The organism is Amycolatopsis sp. NPDC045836 (assembly GCF_056431745.1).
Genome location: NZ_JBWKKF010000025.1, coordinates 67484 through 90429, shown reverse-complemented (window position 1 = coordinate 90429; position 22946 = coordinate 67484). Strand labels below are relative to the sequence as shown.

18 protein-coding genes are annotated in these 22946 nt (G+C 70.8%); 4 read left to right on the top strand and 14 right to left on the bottom strand.

The window, feature by feature from the left end:
- Positions 1 to 158: 158 nt before the first annotated feature.
- From AC07EG_RS34190 to glf, 5 genes are all read right to left on the bottom strand, one after another.
- A complete protein-coding gene (locus tag AC07EG_RS34190; RefSeq protein ID WP_478257385.1) occupies positions 159 to 1721 on the bottom strand; it encodes a hypothetical protein in 1563 nt (520 codons plus the stop codon).
- 64 nt (positions 1722 to 1785) lie between these two features.
- Positions 1786 to 3306, bottom strand: coding sequence for a hypothetical protein (locus tag AC07EG_RS34185; protein ID WP_478257384.1), 1521 nt, complete (start codon positions 3304 to 3306; stop codon positions 1786 to 1788).
- Positions 3307 to 3374: 68 nt separating this feature from the next.
- Positions 3375 to 4376, bottom strand: coding sequence for a decaprenyl-phosphate phosphoribosyltransferase (locus AC07EG_RS34180; RefSeq protein ID WP_478257383.1), 1002 nt, complete (start codon positions 4374 to 4376; stop codon positions 3375 to 3377).
- Positions 4373 to 4930, bottom strand: coding sequence for a phosphatase PAP2 family protein (locus AC07EG_RS34175; protein WP_478257382.1), 558 nt, complete (start codon positions 4928 to 4930; stop codon positions 4373 to 4375). Before AC07EG_RS34175 ends, AC07EG_RS34180 begins: the two co-directional genes overlap by 4 nt.
- The gene (glf, locus tag AC07EG_RS34170) at positions 4923 to 6149 is read right to left on the bottom strand and encodes a UDP-galactopyranose mutase (RefSeq protein ID WP_478257381.1); all 1227 of its coding nucleotides are present in this window, start codon (positions 6147 to 6149) and stop codon (positions 4923 to 4925) included. Before glf ends, AC07EG_RS34175 begins: the two co-directional genes overlap by 8 nt.
- A gap of 79 nt (positions 6150 to 6228) precedes the next feature.
- Here glf and AC07EG_RS34165 point away from each other — a divergent pair, with 79 nt between their 5' ends.
- Entirely contained in the window at positions 6229 to 8193 is a 1965-nt protein-coding gene (locus tag AC07EG_RS34165) for a DUF6541 family protein (RefSeq protein WP_478257380.1), read from the top strand.
- Positions 8194 to 8471: 278 nt separating this feature from the next.
- Here AC07EG_RS34165 and AC07EG_RS34160 read toward each other — a convergent pair whose 3' ends face one another.
- Positions 8472 to 9365 (bottom strand): LLM class flavin-dependent oxidoreductase, encoded by an 894-nt coding sequence (locus AC07EG_RS34160; protein ID WP_478257379.1) that lies wholly within the window; start codon positions 9363 to 9365, stop codon positions 8472 to 8474.
- Between the two features lie 79 nt (positions 9366 to 9444).
- On the opposite strand from AC07EG_RS34160, the gene AC07EG_RS34155 reads away from it, so the two are divergent.
- On the top strand, positions 9445 to 10260 hold the full coding sequence (locus AC07EG_RS34155; RefSeq protein ID WP_478257378.1) for a Cof-type HAD-IIB family hydrolase: 816 nt from the start codon (positions 9445 to 9447) through the stop codon (positions 10258 to 10260).
- Between the two features lie 116 nt (positions 10261 to 10376).
- On the opposite strand, the gene AC07EG_RS34150 is transcribed toward AC07EG_RS34155, so the two are convergent.
- A complete protein-coding gene (locus tag AC07EG_RS34150; protein ID WP_478257377.1) occupies positions 10377 to 11111 on the bottom strand; it encodes a lysophospholipid acyltransferase family protein in 735 nt (244 codons plus the stop codon).
- Between the two features lie 45 nt (positions 11112 to 11156).
- On the bottom strand, positions 11157 to 12812 hold the full coding sequence (locus tag AC07EG_RS34145; protein WP_478257376.1) for a hypothetical protein: 1656 nt from the start codon (positions 12810 to 12812) through the stop codon (positions 11157 to 11159).
- 221 nt (positions 12813 to 13033) lie between these two features.
- Between AC07EG_RS34145 and AC07EG_RS34140 the strand changes: the two genes are divergently transcribed.
- Both AC07EG_RS34140 and AC07EG_RS34135 read left to right on the top strand, forming a co-directional pair.
- Complete coding sequence (locus tag AC07EG_RS34140; protein WP_478257375.1) at positions 13034 to 15004, top strand: DUF6541 family protein; 1971 nt, start codon at positions 13034 to 13036, stop codon at positions 15002 to 15004.
- Between the two features lie 65 nt (positions 15005 to 15069).
- A complete protein-coding gene (locus AC07EG_RS34135) occupies positions 15070 to 16992 on the top strand; it encodes a DUF6541 family protein (protein ID WP_478257374.1) in 1923 nt (640 codons plus the stop codon).
- A gap of 258 nt (positions 16993 to 17250) precedes the next feature.
- Here AC07EG_RS34135 and AC07EG_RS34130 read toward each other — a convergent pair whose 3' ends face one another.
- Genes AC07EG_RS34130 through AC07EG_RS34105 form a run of 6 tightly spaced genes read right to left on the bottom strand, consistent with a single transcriptional unit; the run spans position 17251 to position 22918 of the window.
- The gene (locus AC07EG_RS34130; protein WP_478257373.1) at positions 17251 to 18222 is read right to left on the bottom strand and encodes a lysylphosphatidylglycerol synthase domain-containing protein; all 972 of its coding nucleotides are present in this window, start codon (positions 18220 to 18222) and stop codon (positions 17251 to 17253) included.
- 29 nt (positions 18223 to 18251) lie between these two features.
- The gene (locus AC07EG_RS34125; RefSeq protein ID WP_478257372.1) at positions 18252 to 19499 is read right to left on the bottom strand and encodes an acyl-CoA reductase; all 1248 of its coding nucleotides are present in this window, start codon (positions 19497 to 19499) and stop codon (positions 18252 to 18254) included.
- Positions 19496 to 20548, bottom strand: coding sequence for a LuxE/PaaK family acyltransferase (locus tag AC07EG_RS34120; protein ID WP_478257371.1), 1053 nt, complete (start codon positions 20546 to 20548; stop codon positions 19496 to 19498). Before AC07EG_RS34120 ends, AC07EG_RS34125 begins: the two co-directional genes overlap by 4 nt.
- Complete coding sequence (locus tag AC07EG_RS34115; protein ID WP_478257370.1) at positions 20545 to 21942, bottom strand: AMP-binding protein; 1398 nt, start codon at positions 21940 to 21942, stop codon at positions 20545 to 20547. The genes AC07EG_RS34120 and AC07EG_RS34115 overlap by 4 nt, the downstream gene beginning before the upstream one ends.
- Positions 21939 to 22682 carry an SDR family NAD(P)-dependent oxidoreductase gene (locus AC07EG_RS34110; RefSeq protein WP_478257369.1) on the bottom strand — a complete coding sequence of 248 codons (744 nt, stop codon included), beginning with the start codon at positions 22680 to 22682 and terminating at the stop codon, positions 21939 to 21941. The genes AC07EG_RS34115 and AC07EG_RS34110 overlap by 4 nt, the downstream gene beginning before the upstream one ends.
- Positions 22679 to 22918: an acyl carrier protein gene (locus AC07EG_RS34105; RefSeq protein ID WP_478257368.1), complete on the bottom strand. Its 240-nt coding sequence runs from the start codon at positions 22916 to 22918 to the stop codon at positions 22679 to 22681. Before AC07EG_RS34105 ends, AC07EG_RS34110 begins: the two co-directional genes overlap by 4 nt.
- Positions 22919 to 22946: the final 28 nt, after the last annotated feature.

Genomic DNA, 22946 nt, shown 5'->3' with positions numbered 1-22946 from the left:
TCGATCCGGCTGGGCACGGTCGAGAATTCACCAAATCCCCGCTTGGCCGGACGGCCGAATTACCCACCGGCGCGGCGGCACATCAACCGATCGGCTGCGGGCCGTTCCACCGCCTCCCGATGCTTCCCGGTCGAATCGGCGAACTGGACCACCGAAGGTCACCAGGGCTGGTCCGCCGGGCGGGCGTTGGCGGCGCTGACCAGGTAGAGCTGTTGCGTGCCCGACCACGGTGAGGTGATGGTCCAGCTGGCCAGGGCCGTCGGGGGCGGGGTTTCGTGGGTCACTTCGAGGACCAGGTCGGTGTCCGCGGGGGCGACGGAGTGGTCGAAGAAGCGGAAGTTCAGGTCGATCAGCGCCTTGCCGATGGCGCTCGCCCGGCTTTCGCTTTCGGCGATGGCCGGGCCGACGGCACCGCGGTCGGAGAACAGGTCGACGATGGGGCAGTCGCAGGCATAGGCCAGTGCCCCGATCTCCCCCGCGCTGTGCACCTTCCGGCCCTGCGCGACCTGCGCCAGCTGCTCCCCGATCTCCAGGTACTGCGCCGACGCGGCGTGGTTGCTGGTCAGCGGGGCGTACTGCCGCGGCAAGCCGGGCGCCAGGTACACCGCCACCGCCACCGCGGCCACCACCGCCGTGCCCGCCAGGCCGACGCCGGCCAGCACCCGCTGCCGGAACGCTTCGCCGTCGACCGAGGCGACGGCGGCGGCCAGGAACACCGTGGTGGCGGCGATGCTCGGACCGTAGTACCAGTGGTACGGCGGCACGTTCAGCCAGGTGTAGGCCAGGTAATGGGCGAAACCGGCCAGGGCGAGCACCCCGAACGGCTGGATCCGCCGGGCGGTCTCGCTGCCGCGGGCCAGCAGCGCCAGCCACAGCACGCACAGCACCAGGGCCAGCGCGACCGGCAGGAACGACAGCACGGTCTGCGCCGGGTAGTCCTGGAAGTACAGCAGCGGCCCGTTCGTGAAGCTCCACTCGCCCCACGAGCGCTGCAGCGTCTTGATGATCAACGTGTCCGGCACGGCCGAGCCGAGGGCGAACCAGCTGAGGGTGAACCACGGCCCGGCGACCGCCAGCGCGGCGAAGAACGTGCGCCAGATCCCGGTCCAGAACGACCGCCGCCCGGCGAAGACGACCAGGGCCATCACCAGCAGGTCCAGCCGGATCAGGGCGAGCGCGCCGACCACCAGGCCGAGCGCGACCGGGCGGCGTTCGGTGGCGAAGACCAGCGCCCACACCACCCCGGCCGCCCCGAGCGCGATCTCCAGCCCGATCGACGAGATCAGCAGCGGGTTGATCGTGGTCAGCGCGACCGCCAGCGGTGCGAACCAGCCCGGCAGGCCGATCCGGTCGCCGAGGCGGCGCAGCCCGAGCGCCAGCAGCACCTGCGCCAGCACGAACAGCACCGCCGCCGCGGCCACCGCATCCCGCAGCACCACGGTCAGCGCGGCCAGTGACAGCACGTTCAGCGGTGAGGTGGCGGTGTTGGCCACGCTGTCCGCGATCAGCCCCCAGTGCCCGTGCAGCGCGAGGTTCTTCGCGTACGACAGCGTGATGTAGGTGTCGTCGATCAGGTGCGGCTCGGCCAGCGCGAACACCACCGTGGACACCGCCGCCACGCCGGCCGGGAAGCGCCAGAACCGGAGCGTGCGCGGGCCCGCTCTACCGGCCGAGTCCGGCGTCGTGACGGACTCGGCGGCAACGGGGAAGGTGGTGTGCATCGCAGAAGAGTGTAACCCCTACTGTGACCGGTCCGTTATCTGCTCGATATCGAGTCCGCGCCGCCTACGGCCGAGTGGCCGGGACCAGCGAAAAGTGCCCGACGCCCTTCGCCGCCGAGTGCACCGTCCAGCTGTCCGGGCCGGTGGCCGGGCCGCCGGCGTAACGCAGCTCGTACTGGATCGGCTCCGGCTTGATCGACCGGTCGAAGAACAGGTAGTTCACCCGCAGCGCGAAGCTGGTGACCGGGTTGGCCTCGGCGATCCGCTTCTCCACCTTGTCCACCACGCGACCGCGGTCGGAGAACTCGTCGACGATCTTGCACTCGCAGTAGTAGGCCAGCGTGCCGATCTCACCGGGGCTGGACACCGTCGCGCCGTTCAGCCGCTGCCCCAGCGCCTGGCCGACCCGCGCGTAGTCCGGCGCGCTCGCCCAGTTGCCGAAGATCAGCGGCGACTCCCACGGCACACCCGGCTTGGCGACCACCGCGATGTTGCCCAGCAGCGCCAGCCCGACCAGGCCGAGCACCAGCGCCGGCGGCCGCGACTCCAGCCGCTCCTGCTCCCGCGAGCGGGCCAGCCAGAACGCCACGATCAGGATGCCGGACATGCTCAGCGAGACGATCGGCGCGACGAAGTACCAGTGGTACGGGCCGACGCCCATCAGGGTGTAAACGCCGTAGTACACCACCCCGCCCGCACCGAGCGCGGCCAGCGGGCCGATCTTCAGAACCTTTTCCCAGCGCACCGCGAAGCGCACCAGGAACCAGCTGACCAGCACGAACAACCCGGCCAGCGCGGGGGCGAAGGCGATCGCGGTGACGATCTTGCGGCCGGTGAAGTACATCACCGGGCCGGTGAAGAAGCTCCACTCGCCGAACAGCCCGCCCTGGAGCTGCTTGATCACCAGCGTGTCCGGCACCGCCGAGCCGAAGGCGATCCAGCTGAACAGGTACCAGGGCCCGGCCACGGCCACCGCCGAGAGCACGGCCTTGACCAGCCCCCGCCGGATCGCCGCGGTGGAGAACGCCAGGACGAGCACAAAAACGACCAGGTCGAGCCGGGTCATCACGGCCAGCCCGGAGACCACCCCGAACCAGACCGGGCGGCCCTCCACGGCGAACACGGTGAGCAGGATCAGCACCGCCGGGATCAGCAGCACCTCCAGCCCGATCGCGGAGAGCACGAACGGGTTGAGCAGCACCACCGCGATGCCGAGCACCCCGGCGAACGACGGCAGCCGCAGCGCCGCGACCAGGCGCATCCACGCCCAGCCGAGGACCGCCCCGGCCACCACGGTGACCAGGCCCAGCGCGAGCACCGGGTGCGCGTCACCGAAGATCCGGGTGAGCAGGGTGGCCAGCGCCAGCAGCAGGATGTTCAGCGGGGAGGTCGCCGAGTTGGCGTGCTCCCCGGCGATCAGGCCCCACTCGCCGTGCACCGCGAGGTTCTTCGCGTACGCCAGGGTGATGTACGCGTCGTCGGTGAGGCTGTCCTTGACCACCAGGAACAGCGCCGCGGTGGCGACCACCGCGAACACCGGCAGCCACCAGGCCGCCCGCACCCGATCGCGGACGGAGGTGGTCACCTCAGCTGCTGACGAACCCGCCGAAACCGGCTCCACCGTCTGCCCTATCGACATGTGCGTTCTTCCGTTTACAAGTAGTAGGCCAAGCCCAGCGTGACGACCCAGGTCACGCCGAGAACCTGCAGCACCCGGTCGCTGAGCGCGATCTCCTCCGGCTCACCGGCCTTGCCGCCGTCGACGTCGACGGCGTAGCGCAGCACCGCGACCACGAACGGCACCATCGAGACCACCGGCCACACCGAACCGTCGGCGCGCTCCCGCAGCTCGAACGCCCACAGGCTGTAGGACATGATCAGGATGGCGGCCGAGGTGGCCCAGACGAAGCGCAGGTAGCTCGCCGAGTACTTCTTCAGCGAGGACCGGATCTTCGCCCCGGTCCGCTCGAACAGCATCACCTCGGCGTACCGCTTGCCCGCCACCATGAACAGCGAACCGAACGCGGTGACCAGCAGGAACCACTGCGAGAGCGCGATGCCGGCGGCGACGCCACCGGCGATCGAGCGCATCAGGAAGCCCGAGCCGACGATGGCCAGGTCGATCACCGGCTGGTGCTTGAGCCCGAAGCAGTAGCCGAGCTGCACGGCCTCGTAGACCCCCAGCACGATGGCCAGTTGGGGGCTGGCGATGAAGGAGATCCCGAGGCCGGCGGCGAAGAAGCCCACCGCGGCGGCGTAGGCCACCGGCACCGGCACGATCCCGGCCGCGATCGGCCGGTTGCGCTTGGTCGGGTGGGCGCGGTCGGCCTCCACGTCGATCGCGTCGTTGACCAGGTAGATCGACGACGCCACCAGAGAGAACGCGACGAAGGCGATGGCCGCGTCGAGCAGCACACCACCGTTGCCGAACTGGGCCGCGGTGAACGGCGCGGCGAAGACCAGGACGTTCTTCACCCACTGGCGCGGGCGGGCGGTCTTCAGCACGCCGAGCGCGGTGCCCATCGGACCGCGGCCCTTGGCCGGCGCGACCGGCTCCGGTTCCGGCGCGTCCTCGGCCGTCTCCAGTTCCTCGGACAGGACCGGCTTCTCCTCGGTCTTGTCCTTCTCGTCGGTTCGCTCGGTTGCTTCACTCATCTTTGCTTCAGCTTCCGTCGGATGAGACCGCCGACGACCCCGCCCAGCGCCGCTCCGGCGAGCACGTCCGTCGGGTAGTGCACGCCGAGCACGAGGCGTGAGGCCAGCATCGGCGGCACGAGTGCAGGCACGAGGTTACGCCCGGTCAATCCGGAGTAGAGCACCGCCGCCGCCGTGGTGGAGGTGGCGTGCGAGGACGGGAAGCTCAGCTTGCTCGGGGTGCCGACCAGGACCTCGACGCTCGGGTCCTCCGGCCGCGGGCGGCGGACCACCCGCTTGACCGCGATCGACGCGGCGTGCGCACCGACCACGCCCGCCGCCGCGACCAGCCAGTCCTTGCGCCGGTCGCGGTCCACGGCGGCGCCGAGCAGGCCGAGCGCGAACCAGCCCGCGCTGTGCTCACCGAAGTGGCTCAGCCCGCGGGCGGCCTTCACCGTGGCCGGGCGCTTGAGCACGCCCTGCGCCCTGGCGAGCAGGGCCACCTCGGCGGCGGGCCGGTTGCGCGGGGCGTCCACCCGCGGGTCGGCCACCGACTCCGGCTGGTGCTCAAGCATCGAGCGACCCGTCGAGCGGGGCACCGTCGGTCAGGTGCGGGGCGATCTTGTTGTCGAACGCGGACAGCGCCGAACCGATCGCCATGTGCATGTCGAGGTACTTGTAGGTGCCGAGGCGGCCGCCGAAGAGCACGTTGCGCTCCTTGGCCTCGACCTTGGCCAGCTCCCGGTACTTCTCCAGCTTCTCGCGGTTCTCCGGGGTGTTGATCGGGTAGTACGGCTCGTCCTTCTCGTCGGCGAACCGGGAGTACTCGCGGAAGACCACCGTCTTGTCGGCCGGGTAGTGCTTGCGCTCCGGGTGGAAGTGCCGGAACTCGATGATCCGGGTGTAGGGCACTTCCTGGTCGTTGTAGTTGACCACCGAGGTGCCCTGGAAGTCACCGGTCGGCACGACCTCGGACTCGAAGTCGACCGTGCGCCAGGTGAACCGGCCTTCGGAGTAGCCGAAGTAGCGGTCGAGCGGGCCGGTGTAGACCGTGGGCGTGCCGGCCGGGATCTGCTCGCGCACGTCGAAGTAGTCGACGTTCAGCCGCACCTCGATGTTCTCGTGCTCGGCCATCTTCTCCAGCCACGCGGTGTAGCCGTCGACCGGCAGGCCCTCGTAGGTGTCGTTGAAGTAGCGGTTGTCGAAGGTGTAGCGCACCGGCAGCCGGGTGATGATGTTGGCGCCGAGGTTCTTCGGGTCGTTCTCCCACTGCTTCGCCGTGTAACCGCGGATGAACGCCTCGTAGAGCGGGCGGCCGATCAGCGAGATCGCCTTCTCCTCGAGGTTCTGCGCGGCCTCGGTGTCGAATTCCGACGCCTGCTTGGCGATCAGCTCGCGCGCCTCGTCCGGCGTGTGCGACTTGCCGAAGAACTGGTTGATCAGCGCCAGGTTCATCGGCAGCGGGTAGACCTGCCCCTGGTACTTGCCGAACACGCGGTGCTGGTAGCCGGTGAACTCGGTGAACTGGTTCACGTACTCCCACACCCGCTTGTTCGAGGTGTGGAACAGGTGCGCGCCGTACTTGTGCACCTCGATCCCGGTTTCCGGGTCGGGCTCGGAGTAGGCGTTGCCGCCGAGGTGGCTGCGGCGCTCGAGCACCAGCACCCGCTTGCCCAGCTGGGTGGCGGCCCGCTCGGCGACGGTCAGGCCGAAGAAACCGGACCCAACCACGATCAGGTCGTAACCGGCGAATTCGTGTTCAGTAACCTTGACGGGGTTCGTCTGCGCGCTCACGGGCGTCGAGGGTACTCACGTACCGGGGACGGACCTCGCCCCGCCCACGACCAGGGCCCGATGAGGACCGTAGGAAGCCGTGCCAACACCGGATACGTTCTGGACCTATCTCAGCACGATCAGTGTCTACCTGATCGTGCTGGCGGTGCCCGGCGGGTTGATCGGGATCGGCGCCGGCCTGCGGGGCTGGGCGCTCGCCGGGCTGGCCCCGGTGTTCACCTACTTTTCCCTCGGCTCGGCCGGGCCGTGGCTGTCGATGGCCGGGCTGCCCTACCACACCGCCACCGCCGCCGCCTTCTCGCTGCTGATCGCCGGGCTGGCCTACGGCGTGCGGGTGCTGGCGCGGGCCCGGGGCTGGGTGTCGGCGGCACCCGAGCCGAAGCGCCTGCACTGGACCAAGAAGGCCCACGCGGCGGTGGTCGCCTGCGTGCTGCTGGCCACCGCGTTGTCGATGATCGTGGTGCTCTCCGCGGCCGACGGCACCAACTCGGTCTTCCAGCGCTGGGACACCGTCTACCACGCCAACGGCATCCGCTACATCGCCGAGACCGGCGACGGCTCGCTGGTCGGCATGTCGACGATCAACTGGTACCCGGACGGCTCCTTCTACCCGAACGCCTACCACCTGGTCGGCGCGCTGGTGTACTCGATCACCGGGGCCACCATCCCGGCCGTGCTGAACGGCATCACCGTGCCGATCGCCGGCATCTTCGCGCTCGCGCTGGCCGCCACCATCCGCCAGTTCGGCGGGCGCGCGGCGTTCGCCGGCAGCGCCGCCATCGTGGCCGGTGCGGCCACCACCGGCGCCTACGAATCGGTGTCGAGCGGGCTGCTGCCGTTCGCGCTGGGCATCGTGCTGACCCCGCTGGCCGCGGTCGCGCTGCAGCGCTTCCTGACCCGGCCGGACGTGGAGTCCGGCATGGTGTTCGCGCTGACCGTCGTCGGCCTGCTGCTGGCGCATTCGAGCGCGTTGTTCGGCGCCGTGCTGTTCACCCTGCCGCTGCTGCTCCAGCGCTGGTTCCGGCGCGAGGGCGTCTGGTGGCGCGACCTGCTGCGGCTGGTCCCGGCCGGGGTCGCCGCCCTGGTGCTGGCGGCCCCGCAGATCCTCGGCGCGATCGCCTTCACCTCCAGCTCGTACCCGTACATCCCGTGGGCCTCGGACATCCCGGTGTCCTCGGCGCTGGCGCAGCTGCTGACCTTCCGGCAGGTGCTGCAGGAACCGCAGATGGTGCTGTGCGTGCTGCTGGTCGCGGGCATCCTGACCGCGCGGGCGCTGGGCTCGATGCGCTGGGTGGCCTTCTCCGCGCTGCTGCTGTCCGGCACCTTCGTGCTGGTCGCCTGCTACGGCGCCCTGCCGTGGGTGATCTCGTTCTCCCGGCCGTGGTGGAACGACCGGTACCGGCTGATGTCGCTGGCCGCCATTCCGCTGTGCCTGCTCGCCGCGCACGGGCTGGCCGAGCTGCAGCGGCTGCTGGCGAAGGTGGCGGCCGGCTGGGACTGGGTCAAGGCGCGGCCGCGGCTGCCCGCCCGGATCGGCGTGGCCAGCGCGGTGCTGCTGGTCAGCGTGCTGGCGGTGGGCACCAACGGCTTCTACACCTCGGCGAACGCGACCGCGGTGGCCTACGCCTACCACAACGGGCCCGAGTCGGCGGGCCGTCCGGTGCCGGTGACCGACTTCGAAGTCGACGCCATGCGGGAGATGGGCAAGTTCGCCGTGCCCGGCGAGAAGGTGCTCAACGACCGGCTGGACGGCACGGCCTGGCTGTTCGCCATCTCCGGGGTGCGGCCGGTGGCCGGGCACTACGACCCCGGCGTGGCCCCGCCGGACGCCACCTACCTGGCGAACCACTTCCGCGAGTACGACACGAACCCCGAGGTGCGGGCCGCGGTCGAGCGGCTGAACGTGCACCACGTGCTGCTGGGCTCCGGCACCATCAAGGTGGAGGTGATGCGGGCCCCCGGCCTGCGCGACCTCGACGGGCTGCCGTTCCTGGAGAAGGTCTACTCGAACCCGGACGCCTCGATCTACCGCATCCGGCGCTGAGGCCCGAGAGACCTCCGTGTGGCGGGCCGCCCCTTGCCCGTGGTGCCACACGGAGGTCACCTCGCCCCCATTCACCCCCGGGGTGGTCTCATCCGCTTGTACAGATGACTCCCGGGAGCGGTAATCGGTTTCCTCCTCGACCAAGTGTCACCCGATCGAGTGAATCTGATCAGGGCTCGGACAGCGTGGGTGTTCTTGAGCCGACGACGGCGGGAGGCCGCCTCCACCGGTGATCACGTGGTGTTCGGAGCCGGGCGGGCTCGATCGACCGGACCCGGTCAGGAGCTCTTCGCCTGCAGCACCGGCAGCACGTCCGCAGCGACCTCCTCGAGCACCGCTTCCCGGCCCTCGTACCAGCTGCTCGACCGCGGCCAGTGCGACACCACGTCGGTGAAGCCCAGTTCGCCCGCCCGCCCGGCGGCCTCGGTGAAGGCGTCCACGCTGGTCAGCGAGTACACCGGTGCCGCGTCGAGGCTCAGGTAGCGGTCGATCGAGTTCCGGTCGCGACCGGTCGCGTCCAGCGCCTCGTCGAACTTCGCCACCGCCTCGGCCACCGCCCGCCACCACTCGGCCTGGTCGCCGGTCTTGCGGCCGGTGGTCACCCAGCCGGAGCCGAACCGCGCGGCCACCCGCATGGTCCGCGGCCCGTTCGCGGCGACCAGGAACGGCAACCGCGGCCGCTGCACGCAGCCGGGCAGGTTCCGCGCGCCGCGGGCGGTGAAGTACTCGCCGGGGTAGTCGAACTTGTCCTGGGTGAGCAGGCCGTCCAGCGCTTCGACGAACTCGGTGAACCGGTCGGCGCGCTGGCGGTCGGTCAGCTCGGCCTCGCCGATGGCGACCGCGTCGTAGTGCGCGCTGGTCACCCCGGCGCCCACGCCGAGCAGCGCGCGGCCGTCGGAGATGTCGTCGAGGGTGATCAGCTCCCGCATGAACGGCACCGGGTGCCGGGCGATCGGAGAGGCGACGAGCGTGCCCAGCCGGATCCGCGAGGTGACCGTCGCCGCGGCGGTCAGCGTGGGGATGGCGCTGAACCAGGGGCCGTCCACCAGTTCGCGCCAGCCGAGGTGGTCATAGGTCCAGGCGTGGTCGAAGCCGTACTCCTCGGCCGCCCGCCACTTCGGCTCGGCCGCCCACCAACGATCTTCGGGAAGGATCACAATGCCTACTCGCACCAGCTCAGCGTAGGGGCGCAGCGGTGGGTGACCATGCCGGGTCGAGCCCGGATCAGGTGCCCTCTGGAAAACTGGCGGCGTGGAGAAACCCCTGCTGATCGCCTCCGACATCGATGGCACCCTGCTCTCGCCGCTGGCCGACCTCACCGCCCGCACGCTCGCCGCGATCCGGCGCGCCTCGGCGGACGGCGTGCCGGTGGTGCTGGCCAGCGGCCGTCCGCCGCGCTGGATCCCGCCGGTCGCCCACCCGGCCGGGCTGACCGGTTACGCGGTGTGTTCGAACGGTGCGGTGATCTACGACATCGGCAAGGACGAGGTGGTCGAGGTCCGGGGGCAGCTGGAGCCGGTGCAGCTGAACGACTTCGCGAAGGAACTGGAGAAGGCGATCCCGGACAGCCGGTTCGCCGCGGAACGCGTCGGCAGGCGGGCGGTCGACCCGGACACCCACAACTACGTCTACGAGACCGGCTACCACAACCCGTGGGGCGACGGGGAGGGCTTCTCCGTGCCGCGGGCGGAGACGCTGGGGCACCCGGCGGTGAAGCTGCTGGTGCGGCACGAGGGCATGACCTCGGGTGAGATGGCCGAAGCCGCCAAGGCGGTGCTGGGGGACGCGGTCGACATCACCTTCTCGTCGAACTCGGGGCTGATCGAACTGGCCGCGCCGGGCATGACCAAGGGCAGCGGGCTGGACTGGGTGATCGACCGGCTGAACGTGCCCGCCGAGCGCGTGATCGCCTTCGGCGACATGCCGAACGACATCGAGATGCTGCGCTGGGCCGGGCACGGCGTGGCCATGGCCAACGCGCACCCGGCCCTGCTGGAGGTCGCCGACGAGGTCACCGCCCCGAACTCGGAGGACGGGGTGGCCCAAGTCCTGGAACGCTGGTTCTGAGTCCTTGGTCTCGGCTCCGCCGAGACGGTGAGGTCGCTTTTGAGCCACTGACTGGAGCAGACACTGGCCGCGGCCGGGGGCCGAGTCCAGCGCCTGCTCCAGTCAGTGGCGCGACCTCACTCCCGGCGGGCGTCCAGTTCGGCGGCGGCTTCCGGGGTGGGGGCGGTGCCGCCGAGGTGGACGGGCAGCCACCAGCGGTCGTCCTCCGAGGCGGGTTGTTCCGGGTAGTCGGCCTGCACCCGTTCCAGCAACGCGCTCATCCGCGCCCGCAGGTCCTTGGTGAGCACCTCCGCGTCCTCCTCCGGCTTCGGCCGGAACGGCTCGCCCGCCCGGATCAGGATCGGCACGTGCCGCTTGGTCAGCGTCCGCGGCCGCCCCTTCGTCCACAGGCGGTGCGTGCCCCACAGGGCCATCGGCACCACCGGCACCCCGGCCTCCGCGGCCATCCGCACCGCTCCCGACTTGATCTCCTTCACGGTGAACGACCGGCTGATCGTCGCCTCCGGGAACACGCCGACCACCTCGCCCGCCCGCAGGCGCTCCACCGCCTCCCGGTACGAAGCGGCCCCGGCCGAGCGGTTCACCGGGATGTGGTGCATGCCACGCATCAGCGGTCCGGCCACCTTGTTCGCGAAGATCTCCTGCTTCGCCATGAACCGCACCAGCCGCTTGGCCGGTTGCGCGCCGAGCCCGCAGAAGATGAAGTCCAGGTAGCTCACGTGGTTGCAGGCGATCACCGCCCCACCGGTGGCCGGGATGTGCTCGGCCCCGTCCACCCGCAGCTTGTTGTCCAGCACGCGGAACATCAACTTGGCCGCCAGCACGACGGGCGGGTACACCAGTTCAGCCATACCGGCCAGGTTACGCGACCGTAGGTTACTTTCCGGTTCCGCCGGTCACGGGCAGGGCACGTAGGTGAACCGCGGGTCCACGTCCAGCCGCTCGATCAACCGCAGCGCCTGCTCGGCCCGCGGGTACACGGCGATCCACTGGTCGGTGCCCTCGCGGCGGAAGGTGGCCACCGTGTACAGCGCGGCGTAGGCGGGGTCGGCCCCGCAGCGCTGGCGGTCGGCGTAGCCGCTGCCGGTGGTCACCGCCAGCGCGGGGCGCCTGCCGTTGACCACGTAGTCGTAGTCGTTGGCGATGTGCCCGACCGGTCCGAGCGACTCGTCGCGGTGGCCTTCGCGGGCGATGTGCTCGTCGGTCAGCCCCAGCACGTCGACCACCACGATCTTGGTGCCCGCCCGGTAGGACAGCGCGCCGTTGGCGTAGGTGCTGATCACCGTGCCGGGCAGCAGCCGCTCCCCGAGCCACGAGCCGATCTCCTCCATCTGCGCGATCTTGTGGCGCCAGTCACGCATCAGCGGCAACGCCGCCGGGCTCGTCGCGGAAACCAGGAACGAGAGCAGGCACAGGCCGAGCGCGACCGCGGGCACCAGCTTCCCGCCCACCGGCTGGGTGCGCGGCCGCGGTGACGGCACGGCCCCGGTCACCACCCCGTACGCGGCGACGGCGGCCACCGAGAACAGCACCGGGACCGGCGCCAGCAGCCGCCACGCCGGCATCCAGTCCCCACCCGCGTAGGTCATGAACAGCAGGTACGCACCGCCGAGCGCGAAGATCAGCCACACCGAGGACCGGGCGCGGCGTTCGGCGTCGGGCAGCTCCCGGCGCCGCCGCAGCATCGCCGTCACCGCGGCCACCGCGATCAGCAGGTAACCCTGGTGCACCAGGCCGAACGAGGACAGGTAGTGCCAGCCCTGCCCCAGCTGCCAGCCGACCGAACCGCCGAGCTTGGCCGCGACCGCGTTCGGCACCAGGTGGCCGTAGTAGGTGACGCGCCAGGCCGTCCACGGCACCACCAGCACCAGCGCGCCCAGCGCGTACCCGGCCGGGCCCCACCAGTTGACCCGGCCGCGGGCGGCGGCGTTGACCAGCCACAGGCCGGCCACCACGGCCAGCACCAGGCCGTCCGGCCGGGTCATCGTGGCCAGGGCGACCACCACCCCGGCCACCACCGCGCGCCCGGCCGCCAGCGCGTGGCACATCAGCAGCACGAGCAGGATGAACAGCGGGGTCTCCAGGCCGGACGGGCCGTAGGCGGCCAGCCCGGTCGCACCGGCGGTGAGGATCGCGGCGGCGACGCCCAGCCCCGGCGTTTCGGCGACGATCCGGTTCACCGCGGCGTACGCGGCGAGCACGCAGCCCAGCGCGCAGAGCACACCGAGCACCGACGCCGTGTGCACGATGTCGAAACCGAACAGCGTCTTCGGGATGGCGACCAATACCACCCAGAGGAAGTTCGAATAACCCTCGACGCGTTCCCCGGCGTTGAACACCGGGCCGTGCCCTTCGGCGATGTTCTGCGAATACCGGAAACCGATGAACGCGTCCTCGGCAACGGTGGCGAACAGCAGTTGGTGAACCAGCGACAACGCGAGCGTCACGGCCAGCGCGGCGACCCGCCACGCCCTGACCGCGTTGATCCGCCGCCAGGCCGCGAGCACGCCGACGGCGAGCACCAGCCAGGCGCCGAGGACTACGTAGACCACCAGACCCTCACCCTCCGCGCTGCACCGCCCCCATCCGGTGGGTCACGTAAAGGTATCGAACAACAACCTGGAACGTTTCACATAACCCGTTCGAGGCAACCGCGTCACCCGCCCGAGCGTGAAGCAGGGGTATCGCCGGAGAAATCGGGGTGTTTCGGCGGACACTCGAATTTCCGTATCCCGCCGGACGCCCCGGCGGCCTCACCACGTGCGGGTGTGCTGTGCCCATTTCGACTTCGGCTTGGTCCACGGTGTGGCCGGTCTGCGGATTCCTGCTGGTGCTGGGTGCCCCCGGCCTGCTCATCGGCGCGGCGGCCGGCCTGCGCGGCTGGCGGCTGGCCGGGCTGGCGCCGCTGCTCGGGTACGCCGTCGGGGGTGTCTTCGGGCCGCTGCTGCCGCTGGTCGGCCTGCCGTTCAACGGACTCACCTTCGTCGCGGGCACGCTGCTGCTCACCGCGCCGGCCGCGGCGGCCCGGCGCTACCGCCGTCCGGAAGTGGTCCACGAACGGGTGTGGACCGCGCGGGCGCACGCGGGCGTCGCGGCCTGCCTGCTGCTCGCCGCCGGGATCAGCGCGTACGCGGTGTACACCGGTCTCGGCGGCATCAACGCCATCTCGCAGGGGTTCGACGCGCCGTTCCACGCCAACGGCATCCGCTACGTCGCCGAATCCGGCGACAGCGGCCTGTTCGGGCTGGGCTCGCTGCACTGGTACGACGACGGGTTGTTCTACCCGAACGGCTACCACCTGCCCGCCGCCCTGGTCCTCCAGCTCACCGGCGCCACCGTGCCCGCCGTGCTGAACGCGCACACCATGCTCACCGGCGGACTGCTGGCGCTGTCCACGGTGACCGTGGTCCGGCACTTCGGCGGCCGGGCGGTGCTGGCCGGGGCGTGCGCGCTGACCACCGTCGGGGCCACGATGGTCACCTACGGCGCGTGGAGCAGTCCGCTGCTGCCCTACACCCTGGCCGTCGCGCTGACGCCGCTGATCGTCGTCGCCGGGCACCGGTACCTGCTCCGGCCCGCGCTGGACACCGGACTGGTGCTCGCCGCGGGCGCGGTGGCGCTGCTGGCCATCCACTCCAGCGCGTTGTTCGGCGGCCTGCTGTTCGTGTTGCCGCTGCTCGTCCAGCGCCGGCGCACGGCCGGTCGCGACCTGCTCGCCCTGGTACCGGTGCTGTTCGGCGGCGCGCTGCTGGCGCTGCCGCACCTGCTCGGCGCCCTGCACCTGGCCGGGAACTTCACCTACACCGGCTGGACCGCGAACACCACGCCGACGCAGGCCGTCGGCGAACTCCTGCTGTTCTCCCACAATTCACTCGACCCGCAGGTGCTGCTGGCCGCCGCGCTGGTGGTCGGGCTGATCGGTCTCCGGCGGCTCGGTGAACTGCGCTGGATCGCCGGCTCGGCCGCCCTGTTCGGGCTGCTCTACCTGGTCGTGGCCACCTCGGACCACCCGCTGGTGATGGCGGTTTCCCGGCCTTGGTGGGACGACAAGTTCCGGCTGGTCGCGATGGCCGGTCTCGGCCTGTGCGTGCTCGCCGGGCACGGCATCGCCGAGGTGCAGCGGGGGCTGCGGGAGGTCGGCGGCCGGTTCGCGCCGCGGGTCGCCGGTGCGCTGGCCGCGGTGGTCGTGCTCGGCGGTTTCCTGGTGCTGTCGCAGGGTTCGTACCTGCGCAACAACGCCGACTACGTGGCGTTGACCTGGGGGAACACCGCCCGCCAGCCGAACGCCGTCGTGGTGGTCACGCCGAACGAGGCCGCCGCCATGCTGGAACTGGGCAAGCGCGCGCAACCCGGTGACTGGGCGATGAACGACTGGTTCGACGGCAGCGTGTGGACCTACGCCATCAGCGGGGTCCGCACGGTCATCGCGCACGACGAACGCGCCGGGCGGCAGGCCGACACCGAACTGCTCACCCAGCACTTCGGCGAGTACCGCACGAACGCCGAAGTCCGGGCCGCGGTCGACCGCCGCAACCTGCGGTGGGTGCTGGTGACGGCCAAGAGCCACGAGGCGAACTCGATCCCGCGTTCCCCCGGCCTCGCCGACCTGGACGGCCTGCCGTTCCTGGAGGTCGTCTACCGCAACCCCGACGCCACGCTGTACCGGATCCACCGCGGGGAGCAACCGGAGGAGACGGTCGCCGCGGCCGCATCCCCCGGTTCGGGTGAACCGGACGCTGGCTAGGCTCCACCGCAGATCCAGCGCGGAACCACCTAGCCGGGGGAAGTGTGCCCACCAGTACCAGCCCAGTGTTCGACGTCCTCACCATCGCGCTGTACGCGCTGGTCATCTTCCTGCCGGGGCTGCTGACCGGGTTCGCCGCCGGGCTGCGCGGCTGGGTGCTGGCGGGCCTGGCCCCGCTGTTCACCTACGCCATCGGCGGGCTGGCCGGGCCGTGGCTGGCGGCCATCGGGCTGCCGTTCAACGTGCTCACCTTCGTCGTCGCCACGGTGGTGTTCACCGGGATCGCCTTCGGCCTGCGGTGGCTGGTGCAGCGGCGGTCGCGGGTCGAGGCGGACGCGCCGTTGTGGGCCCGCGCCGGACACCTCTCGGTGCTCGCCTGCCTGCTGTTCGCGGTGGCCGTCGGCATCTTCACCGTCTGGCGGGGCCTGGTCGAACTGGACGCGATCTCGCAGGGCTTCGACGCCGTCTACCACGCGAACGCCATCCGGTACATCGCCGACACCGGCGACGGCAGCCTCTTCGGCACCAGCCTGACGAACTGGTACGCCGAGCGCGGCGGATTGTTCTACCCCAACGCCTACCACCTCGTCGGCACGGTCGCCTACCAGCTCACCGGCGCCTCGATCCCGGCCATCATGAACGCGAACACCCTGCTGCTGCCGGGATTGCTGGCGCTGTCGCTGGTCACCGTGGTGCGCGAGTTCCGCGGGCGCGCGGTGCTGGCCGGTTCGGTGGCGCTGGTGGCGATCGCGCCGACCGCGGTGATGTACCAGTCGATGTCCCGCGGGCCGCTGCTGCCGTTCCTGCTCGGGCTGGCGCTGACCCCGCTCGGCACCGTCGCGCTGCACCGGTACCTGGTGCGCCCGGCCATCGACACCGGCCTGGTCTTCGTGCTGGCGGCGGTCGGCTTGCTGACCGTGCACTCGTCGACGTTGTTCGCCGGGATCGTGTTCGCGCTGCCGATGCTCATCCAGCGGTGGCTGGTGGCGCGGCGGTGGCGGGCGGTCGGGCGGGACCTGCTGGCGCTGCTGCCGATCGGGGTGGCCAGCGTGGTGGTCGCGGCGATGCAGTTGTTCGGCGCGATCGGGCTGGCCAGCGGCGACGTGCCGTACTGGGGGTGGCCGAGCCAGGGCACCACCGGGTCGGCGCTGGGCACGCTGCTGAGCTTCCAGCACGACATGGCACGGCCGCAGATCTGGCTGGCGGGCGCGTTGTTCCTGGGGCTGGTGTTCTTCGCGCGGTTGAACGGGCTGCGCTGGATCGGCGGCACGGCGCTGGTCTCCGGGCTGCTGTACGTGGCCGTGTCCTCGTCGAACCACCCGCTGGTGATGGCGATCTCCCGGCCGTGGTGGGACGACCCGTACCGGTTCGTGTCGATGGCGATGGTGCCGCTGGTGGTGATCGCCGGGCACGGGCTGGCCGAACTGGCTTCCTGGCTGAAGGAGCGGATCGCCGGGTGGCGTTCGCCGTCGTGGCTGGCGCCGGTGACCGCGGTGGTGGTGCTGGCGGGGTTCGTCGGCATCACGAACGGCCTGTACACCGGGGCGAACACCGGCTGGGTGACGCCGGGGTACGGCAACGGACCGGGGGTGGACAAGCACAAGCTGGCGGTCAGCCCGGACGAGGCGCAGGCGATGCTGGAGCTGGAGAAGCGCGCGCAACCGGGCGACTGGGTGATGAACGACCGCTTCGACGGCGGTGCGTGGGTCTACGCGATCAGCGGCGTGCGGGGCGTGGCCGGCCACTACGACCAGGCCCTGCCCCCGGCCGACGCGCTCCTGCTGGCCGACCGCTTCCGCGACTACGACACCGATCCGGCGGTGCGCGCCGCCGTCCAGCGGCTCAACATCCGGTGGGTGCTGGTCGGCCAGTACGGTTACCCGCCGGAAGCCACGCGGCAGAAGGGGCTGGTGGGGCTGGACGGGAAGCCGTTCGTGCGGCTGGTCTACCGGAACGCGGACGCTTCGCTGTACCAGCTGGTCCCGTAGTCCGAGCCGGAGAGCCCTTCCGGGCGGAGCGGTTCGCTTCGCCCGGCTGGGGTAGCTCAGTTCGCGCCCGTGCTCCCGCCGCCGCGCCGGGGTCGCGGATGGGCAATTCCGCTGCCCGGATCAGGGGGCCATCCAGCCAACCCGGAGGACCTGCTTCCACCCGAGTTGTCCACAGGGGTGGGGATGGTTGGGGACAACTGGTCTCGCCTGGTCAGCGGCGGTATTCGGAGCCACCGGCAACCGAGTACCCCACAGGGGTCACACCGCGCGGCGGGCCTGGAGACGGGCGGTGAGCGCGGCACCGCCGGCGGTGATCAGGTCGGCCACGGTGAACATCACCCGGGAGGCGACGGCGAACGCCAGTGCCTGCGGGCCCGAGATCGCGGTGGCGGTGAGCACGGCGACCATGGCGAACTCCCGCGCCCCCACCCCGCTCGGCAGGATGAACGCGAAGGTGCCCGAGGTCATGGCGATCGCCATGGCGCCGATGCACAGCACAAAACCGCCGAAACCGGGGGCGCCCACCGAGTTCGCCAGCAGCCACAGGTGCAGGCCCTGCAGCGCGTACACCAGCACCAGCGCGCCGAAGACCTTGCCGATCAGCTTGTACGACAGCCGGTGGTCCAGCGGCGGGCGGCGCAGGATGCGCAGCACCAGCGAGGTGCCCCAGGTCAGCACGCGCGGGTGCAGCGCGGTGAAACCGACCGGCAGCAGCACCAGCAGCCACCAGGCGTACGGGCTGTTCGCGAACACCGCGGGCATCGCCAGGATCGACAGCACCAGCGCGGCCACCACGCCGACGCCCAGGTGGATCAGCGACGCGGTGAAGATGCGGGCCCGCGCCAGGCCGGCCTTGCGGCCCAGCTCCATCTGCAGCAGGTACGCCCACACCGAACCGGGGATGTACTTGCCGAGCGAGCCGACCAGGTTGATCTGCGCACCCCGCGCGTACCCGATCGGCTTGCCCAGCTCGTCGACGATGATCTGCCAGGCGTACACCCCGACCGCGATGCTGCTGACCAGCGCGACCAGCGAGAGCGCCGAGGACAGCCACGGGATGCCCTTCATGGTCACCCAGAACTCGTCCCAGCTGGTGATCAGCGAGCGGGCGGCGAAGAAGATGACCACGGCGATCGCCAGCCAGCGGGCCGCGTCGAGCAGCTTGGCCTTGGTCGACTTGGGGCCCTTGGCCACCTCGGCAGCGGTCTGTTCGGGCTCGACGGTCGTCATCGGTCGTCGTGTCTCCTCGTCGGGCGTGCTCACACCTGAACACTCACCAAGCGGCTGAACTCGGCCAGCAGGTCGTAACCGTCCCACACGGCGGAGAAGCTGAGCGCCGACCCGAACGGAACGATTCGGTCCACGCCGCGTCCCGCCAGTTCGGTCGCGAACTCAACCAATTCCTCGCGGCCGAACCCGAATTGGCTGACGGTTTGATCCTTGCGCACCACGATCGGCACCAAGTCGGAAAGGGTACGCACACTGGCCGAGCCGAACGTGCCCGCCCCCAGCCATTCCCGCGGCAGCGCGGAGGGCTCGGTCAGTTCCAGGGTGGCCACGGCGTTGCCGTCGAAGGTCATCCGGCTGATCAGGCCGTCGACCGCGGCACCGTAGGCCGACACCCGCTTCTGCACGGCCATCGCCGGTTCGGTGACGTGCTGCTTGGCCGCCAGCACCTCGCCGAGCAGCCGCCGGAACTCGACGCCCGCGGCCTCCGCCGCCGCGGCGTCGCCGACCCAGAACACCGCACGCGGTGACGAGCAGGCGGCCTGGTCGAACCAGTACGAGTCGTTGTAGAAGCCCTCCGCCGCCGCCCGGCGCTCGGCGTCCGAAGCCGCCTGCCAGCCCGCGACCGAGACCACCGCGAACGAGGACCGGTCCGGGAAGGTCAGGTCACGGGCGTGCGGTGCGAGCGGGTACTGCCGCAGCGCCTTCACCGAACCGTCGCCGCCCCAGATCACCCGCAGGTCGGCGGCCAGCGACAACGCGCCGCTGATCTCGTCGCTGCGGTCGTAGGTGATCATGCGCTGGGTCTGCGTGATCAGCCGCGCGGTGTCGGCGTCCACCTCGGACAACGCGGCGTTGAGAGCGGAGAGCACTTCTTCGGCTGCCCCGGCGGAACGCGACGAAACCCGGACCACGTTGGAATTGCCCGCCAACGCGGACAAAGCCCACGAATAGACGAAAATGGTGTCCACATTGGCCGGTGGCACGTGGAAGACCAGCCCGCGCGGGAAGCGCAGGGCCTCCCCGGGGCCCGCGTCGGACAGCCGCGCCAGCGCCTTCTGGATTTCGGCCTTGCGCAGGAAGAACCCGAGCGAAGCCAGTTCCGGGTAACGCCGGGCCACCGCGGGCGCGAGCAGTTTGCGCGCGAACTTGGTGAGGAATTCGATGACGCGCGGGTCGCCGACCTTCAGGCGGCCGCCGTCCGGCTCGGCCCGCAGGCGCGAGACCAGGTCACCGACGGCCACCGGGTCACCGAGCGGGAAGCGTTGCGTGAGGCTCATGCCGCCTGCCCCGAGAAGGTGTCCGAGCAGCCGCGGGCCTCGGCCTTGGGCAGCCTGCCCAGCACCGAGAAGTGCTTGCCGGGCCAGTCGCCGTCGTCGATGCCGTTGTACACGCCGAGGTCCTCGGTCAGCAGCACGTGACCGGGGTAGGAACGGGGCAGGGTGCTCACCACTTCGATGACGCCCGGTTTGCCGACCGGTTGCTCGGCCCAGGTCTCCGGATCGCGGATCACCACGTCGGCGAAGTCCGGGCAGTACAGCGAGCCACCGGACGGCCCCTCCAGGAACACCGTGCCGATCTGCTCGATCATGCCGTAGTAGTTGTAGATCCGGTGCAGGCCGGTGTCCTCCCGGAACCGCCTGCGGAACTCCTCGTTGTCCACCGAGCGGTCGATCAGCTTCTTCCAGCCGCCGGAGTGGATCAGGATGCCGTTGGACAGGTCGAGGCCGTGGTCCCTGGCCACCTCGTACAGGTAGAGCCAGACCATGAAGGTGAAGCCGAAGATGAGGAACGGCTGGTCGCCGTGGCGGTCCAGGAAGCCCTTGACCGCCTCGACGTCCGGCTGGTCGTGCTCGTCGAGCACGTAGACGTGCTTGCGGCCGAAGTTGGCCATGCCCAGCACCCCGGCCCCGCGGGCGGAGAACGAGCGGCGGTTCTTGATGATGCCGACGGTGTCCACCATCAGCATCGGCAGCCGCTCCCCGCCGAGCACCGTCTGGAGGGTGGCGCCGAGCTGCCTGGTCTGCGCGCCCGCGGCCTCCTTGTCCAGGTAGATGCGCGAAGCACCGGACCCGGTGGTGCCGGACGAGGTGAGCGTCTTGAACACCTCGGCGTCCGGCACGCTCTTGAGGTCGTGCGTCTTGAACATGCGGACCGGCAGCCAGGGCAGTTCGGCGATCGAGCCGAACTCGGCGTCGCGGGCGATGCCCAGCGAGGACAGGATCCGGTCGTACCCGGCCGAGTTGGCCCGGTGGTGGGCGGTCAGCTCGGCCAGCTGCGGCAGCAGCGTGGCCTCCCGCTCCGCCTGCGACAGGGTGAACACGCTCATACCTGGCTCTCCAGCGTCCGATAGTCGATCTTGCCGCTGGCCAGCAGCGGCACGGTGTCCAGAGGACGCACGTCGAAGCCGCTGGTGTGCAGGTGCAGCCGCTCCGACAGGGCGCGGGACGCCGCCTTGCAGGCGTCCCGATCGGCGCCTTCGGCGAAGAGCACGACCTTGTCCCCGGCCGCGACCGCCGCCACCACGTCGATCCCCACCGAGGCAGAACGCACCGCCTGCTCGAGATCATCCAGGCTGACCCGGTTGCCGAAGACCTTGCCGATCCGCTTGAGCCTGCCGGTGATGAACAGGAAGCCGTCGGCGTCGAGGTAACCGAGGTCGCCGGTGGCCAGCTCACCACCGCATTCGTCGCCCGCGGCCAGCTCGCCCTCGTTCTCCGCGTACCCCATCATCACGTTCGGCCCGCGGTAGAGGACCTCACCGACGATCTTCGGGTGCGTGGTCTCCTCGCCGTCGTCGCGGCGGATGGTGAACCTGCCGCCGGGCAGCGCCGGGCCGACCGAGCCGAGCTTCTCGGCGAGCCGGTCGGCGGGCACGGTGGAGATCCGCGGCGCGGCCTCGGTCTGGCCGTACATCACGTACATCCGGCCGCCGACCGCGCGGATCTTGTCGTTGAACTCGGTGATCAGCTCGCTGCGGAGCTTGCCGCCCGCCTGGGTCAGCGTGCGCAGGCTGGGGTAGCGCTCCGGGTCGAACTTCATCCGCCGCAGCATTTCGTAGTGGTAGGGCACCCCGGCCAGCGAAGTGCACTTGTGCTCGTTGACCGCGTCCCAGAAACCGCGGCCGAGCACCCCGGACGGCTCGACCACCACGGTCGCGCCCCGGACCAGGTGCGAGTTCAGCACGGACAGCCCGTAGCTGTAGTGCAGCGGGAGGCTGGTCGGCGCGACCTCGTCGGCGTCGATCTCCAGCACCTCGGCGATGGCCTCGGCGTTGGACAGGATCGCCGCGCGCGAGAGCCGGACGAGCTTCGGGTTGCCGGTGGACCCGCTGGTCGGCAGCAGCACGGCCAGGTGCGGGTGCGGTTCGACGCCGTCGAGCGCCTCCCGGACCCAGTGGCCGCCGGTCAGCGCGTACCCCGCGGGAGCCGGGGTGTCCGGCGCCTGCAGCACGGCGGCGGGCCGGAACCGGTCGACCAGCCCGGCCAGCACGTCGGCGTCCAGCGCCGGGTCGATCAGCGCGACCGCCCGGCCCGCCTCGAACGCGGCCAGGTAGCGGAGCACGCTGTCCACGTCGACCGAGGTGCGCGCGAACAGCACACCCGGCGGCAGCAGTTGCAGGCCGGCGGCGAGCCGCGCGACCTCGTCGGTGAGTTCCGGCCCGGCCAGCGTGCGGCCCCCGGCCGCGTCGACCAGCCGAGCGCCCGCACCCAGCAGCGTCACAGCACCAAGCCCCCGTCGATGCCCAGCACCTGGCCGGTGATGAACGAGGCCTCGTCGCCGGCCAGGAAGCGGATCGCCGCGGCGACCTCCTCGGCCCGGCCGAGCCTGCCCAGCGGGGTGTGCTCCGCGTTGGCCGCGCGAACCTCGTCGCTCAGGCTCTCGGTGAGCGCGGTCTCGATCACGCCGGGCGCCACGGCGTTCACCCGGATGCCGGAGCGGCCCAGTTCCTTCGCCGCCGACTTCGCGATGTTCGCCACCGCGGCCTTCGACGCCGCGTACACGGTCTGACCAGCGCTGCCGTACTCGCCGACGACGGAGGCCAGCACCACGATCGAGCCGGTCTTCTTCCGCATCATCGCGCGCGCGGCGGCCTGCACCGTGTGCAGCGTGCCCGCCACGTTCGTGGCCAGCGTGCGGTCGACGTCCTCGGCCCGGATCATGCCGAGCAGCCCGCCCTCCATGATCCCGGCGTTGGCCACCGCGATGTCGAGCTGCCCGTGTTCCTTGGCCACCCCGCGGACCAGCGAGGCGATCGCCTTCGGCTCGGTGACGTCCAGGGCGAGCCCGTGCACCTCGCCGTCCACCGAGCCGGCTGCTGCTGCGGCCTTCTTGGCGGCGGACTCGTCACGCCCGGTGAGCACCACGGTGGCGCCCGCCTCGGCGAGCGCCCGGACCGTGGCCAGCCCGATGCCGCGGGTACCGCCGGTGACCAGTGCGACCTTTCCCGAGAGCGTGCTCACGCCTGCTCCCGCAGCTCCTCGACCATGTCCACGGCCACCTTGAAGCTGCTCATGTCGATCACCTGGTCGGTGTCGAACTGCACGTCGAACTCGTCCTCGATGGCGGCGACCAGCGCCATGTGGCCGACCGAGTCCCACGCCTCGATGTCGCGGTACTTCAGGTTCTCGACGTCGACCCCGTCATCGAGCTGGAGCGCCTCGACGAAGACTTCCTTCAGCTTGTCCTGCACAGCCATGTCTACCTGGCACTTCCTTCTCGAACGG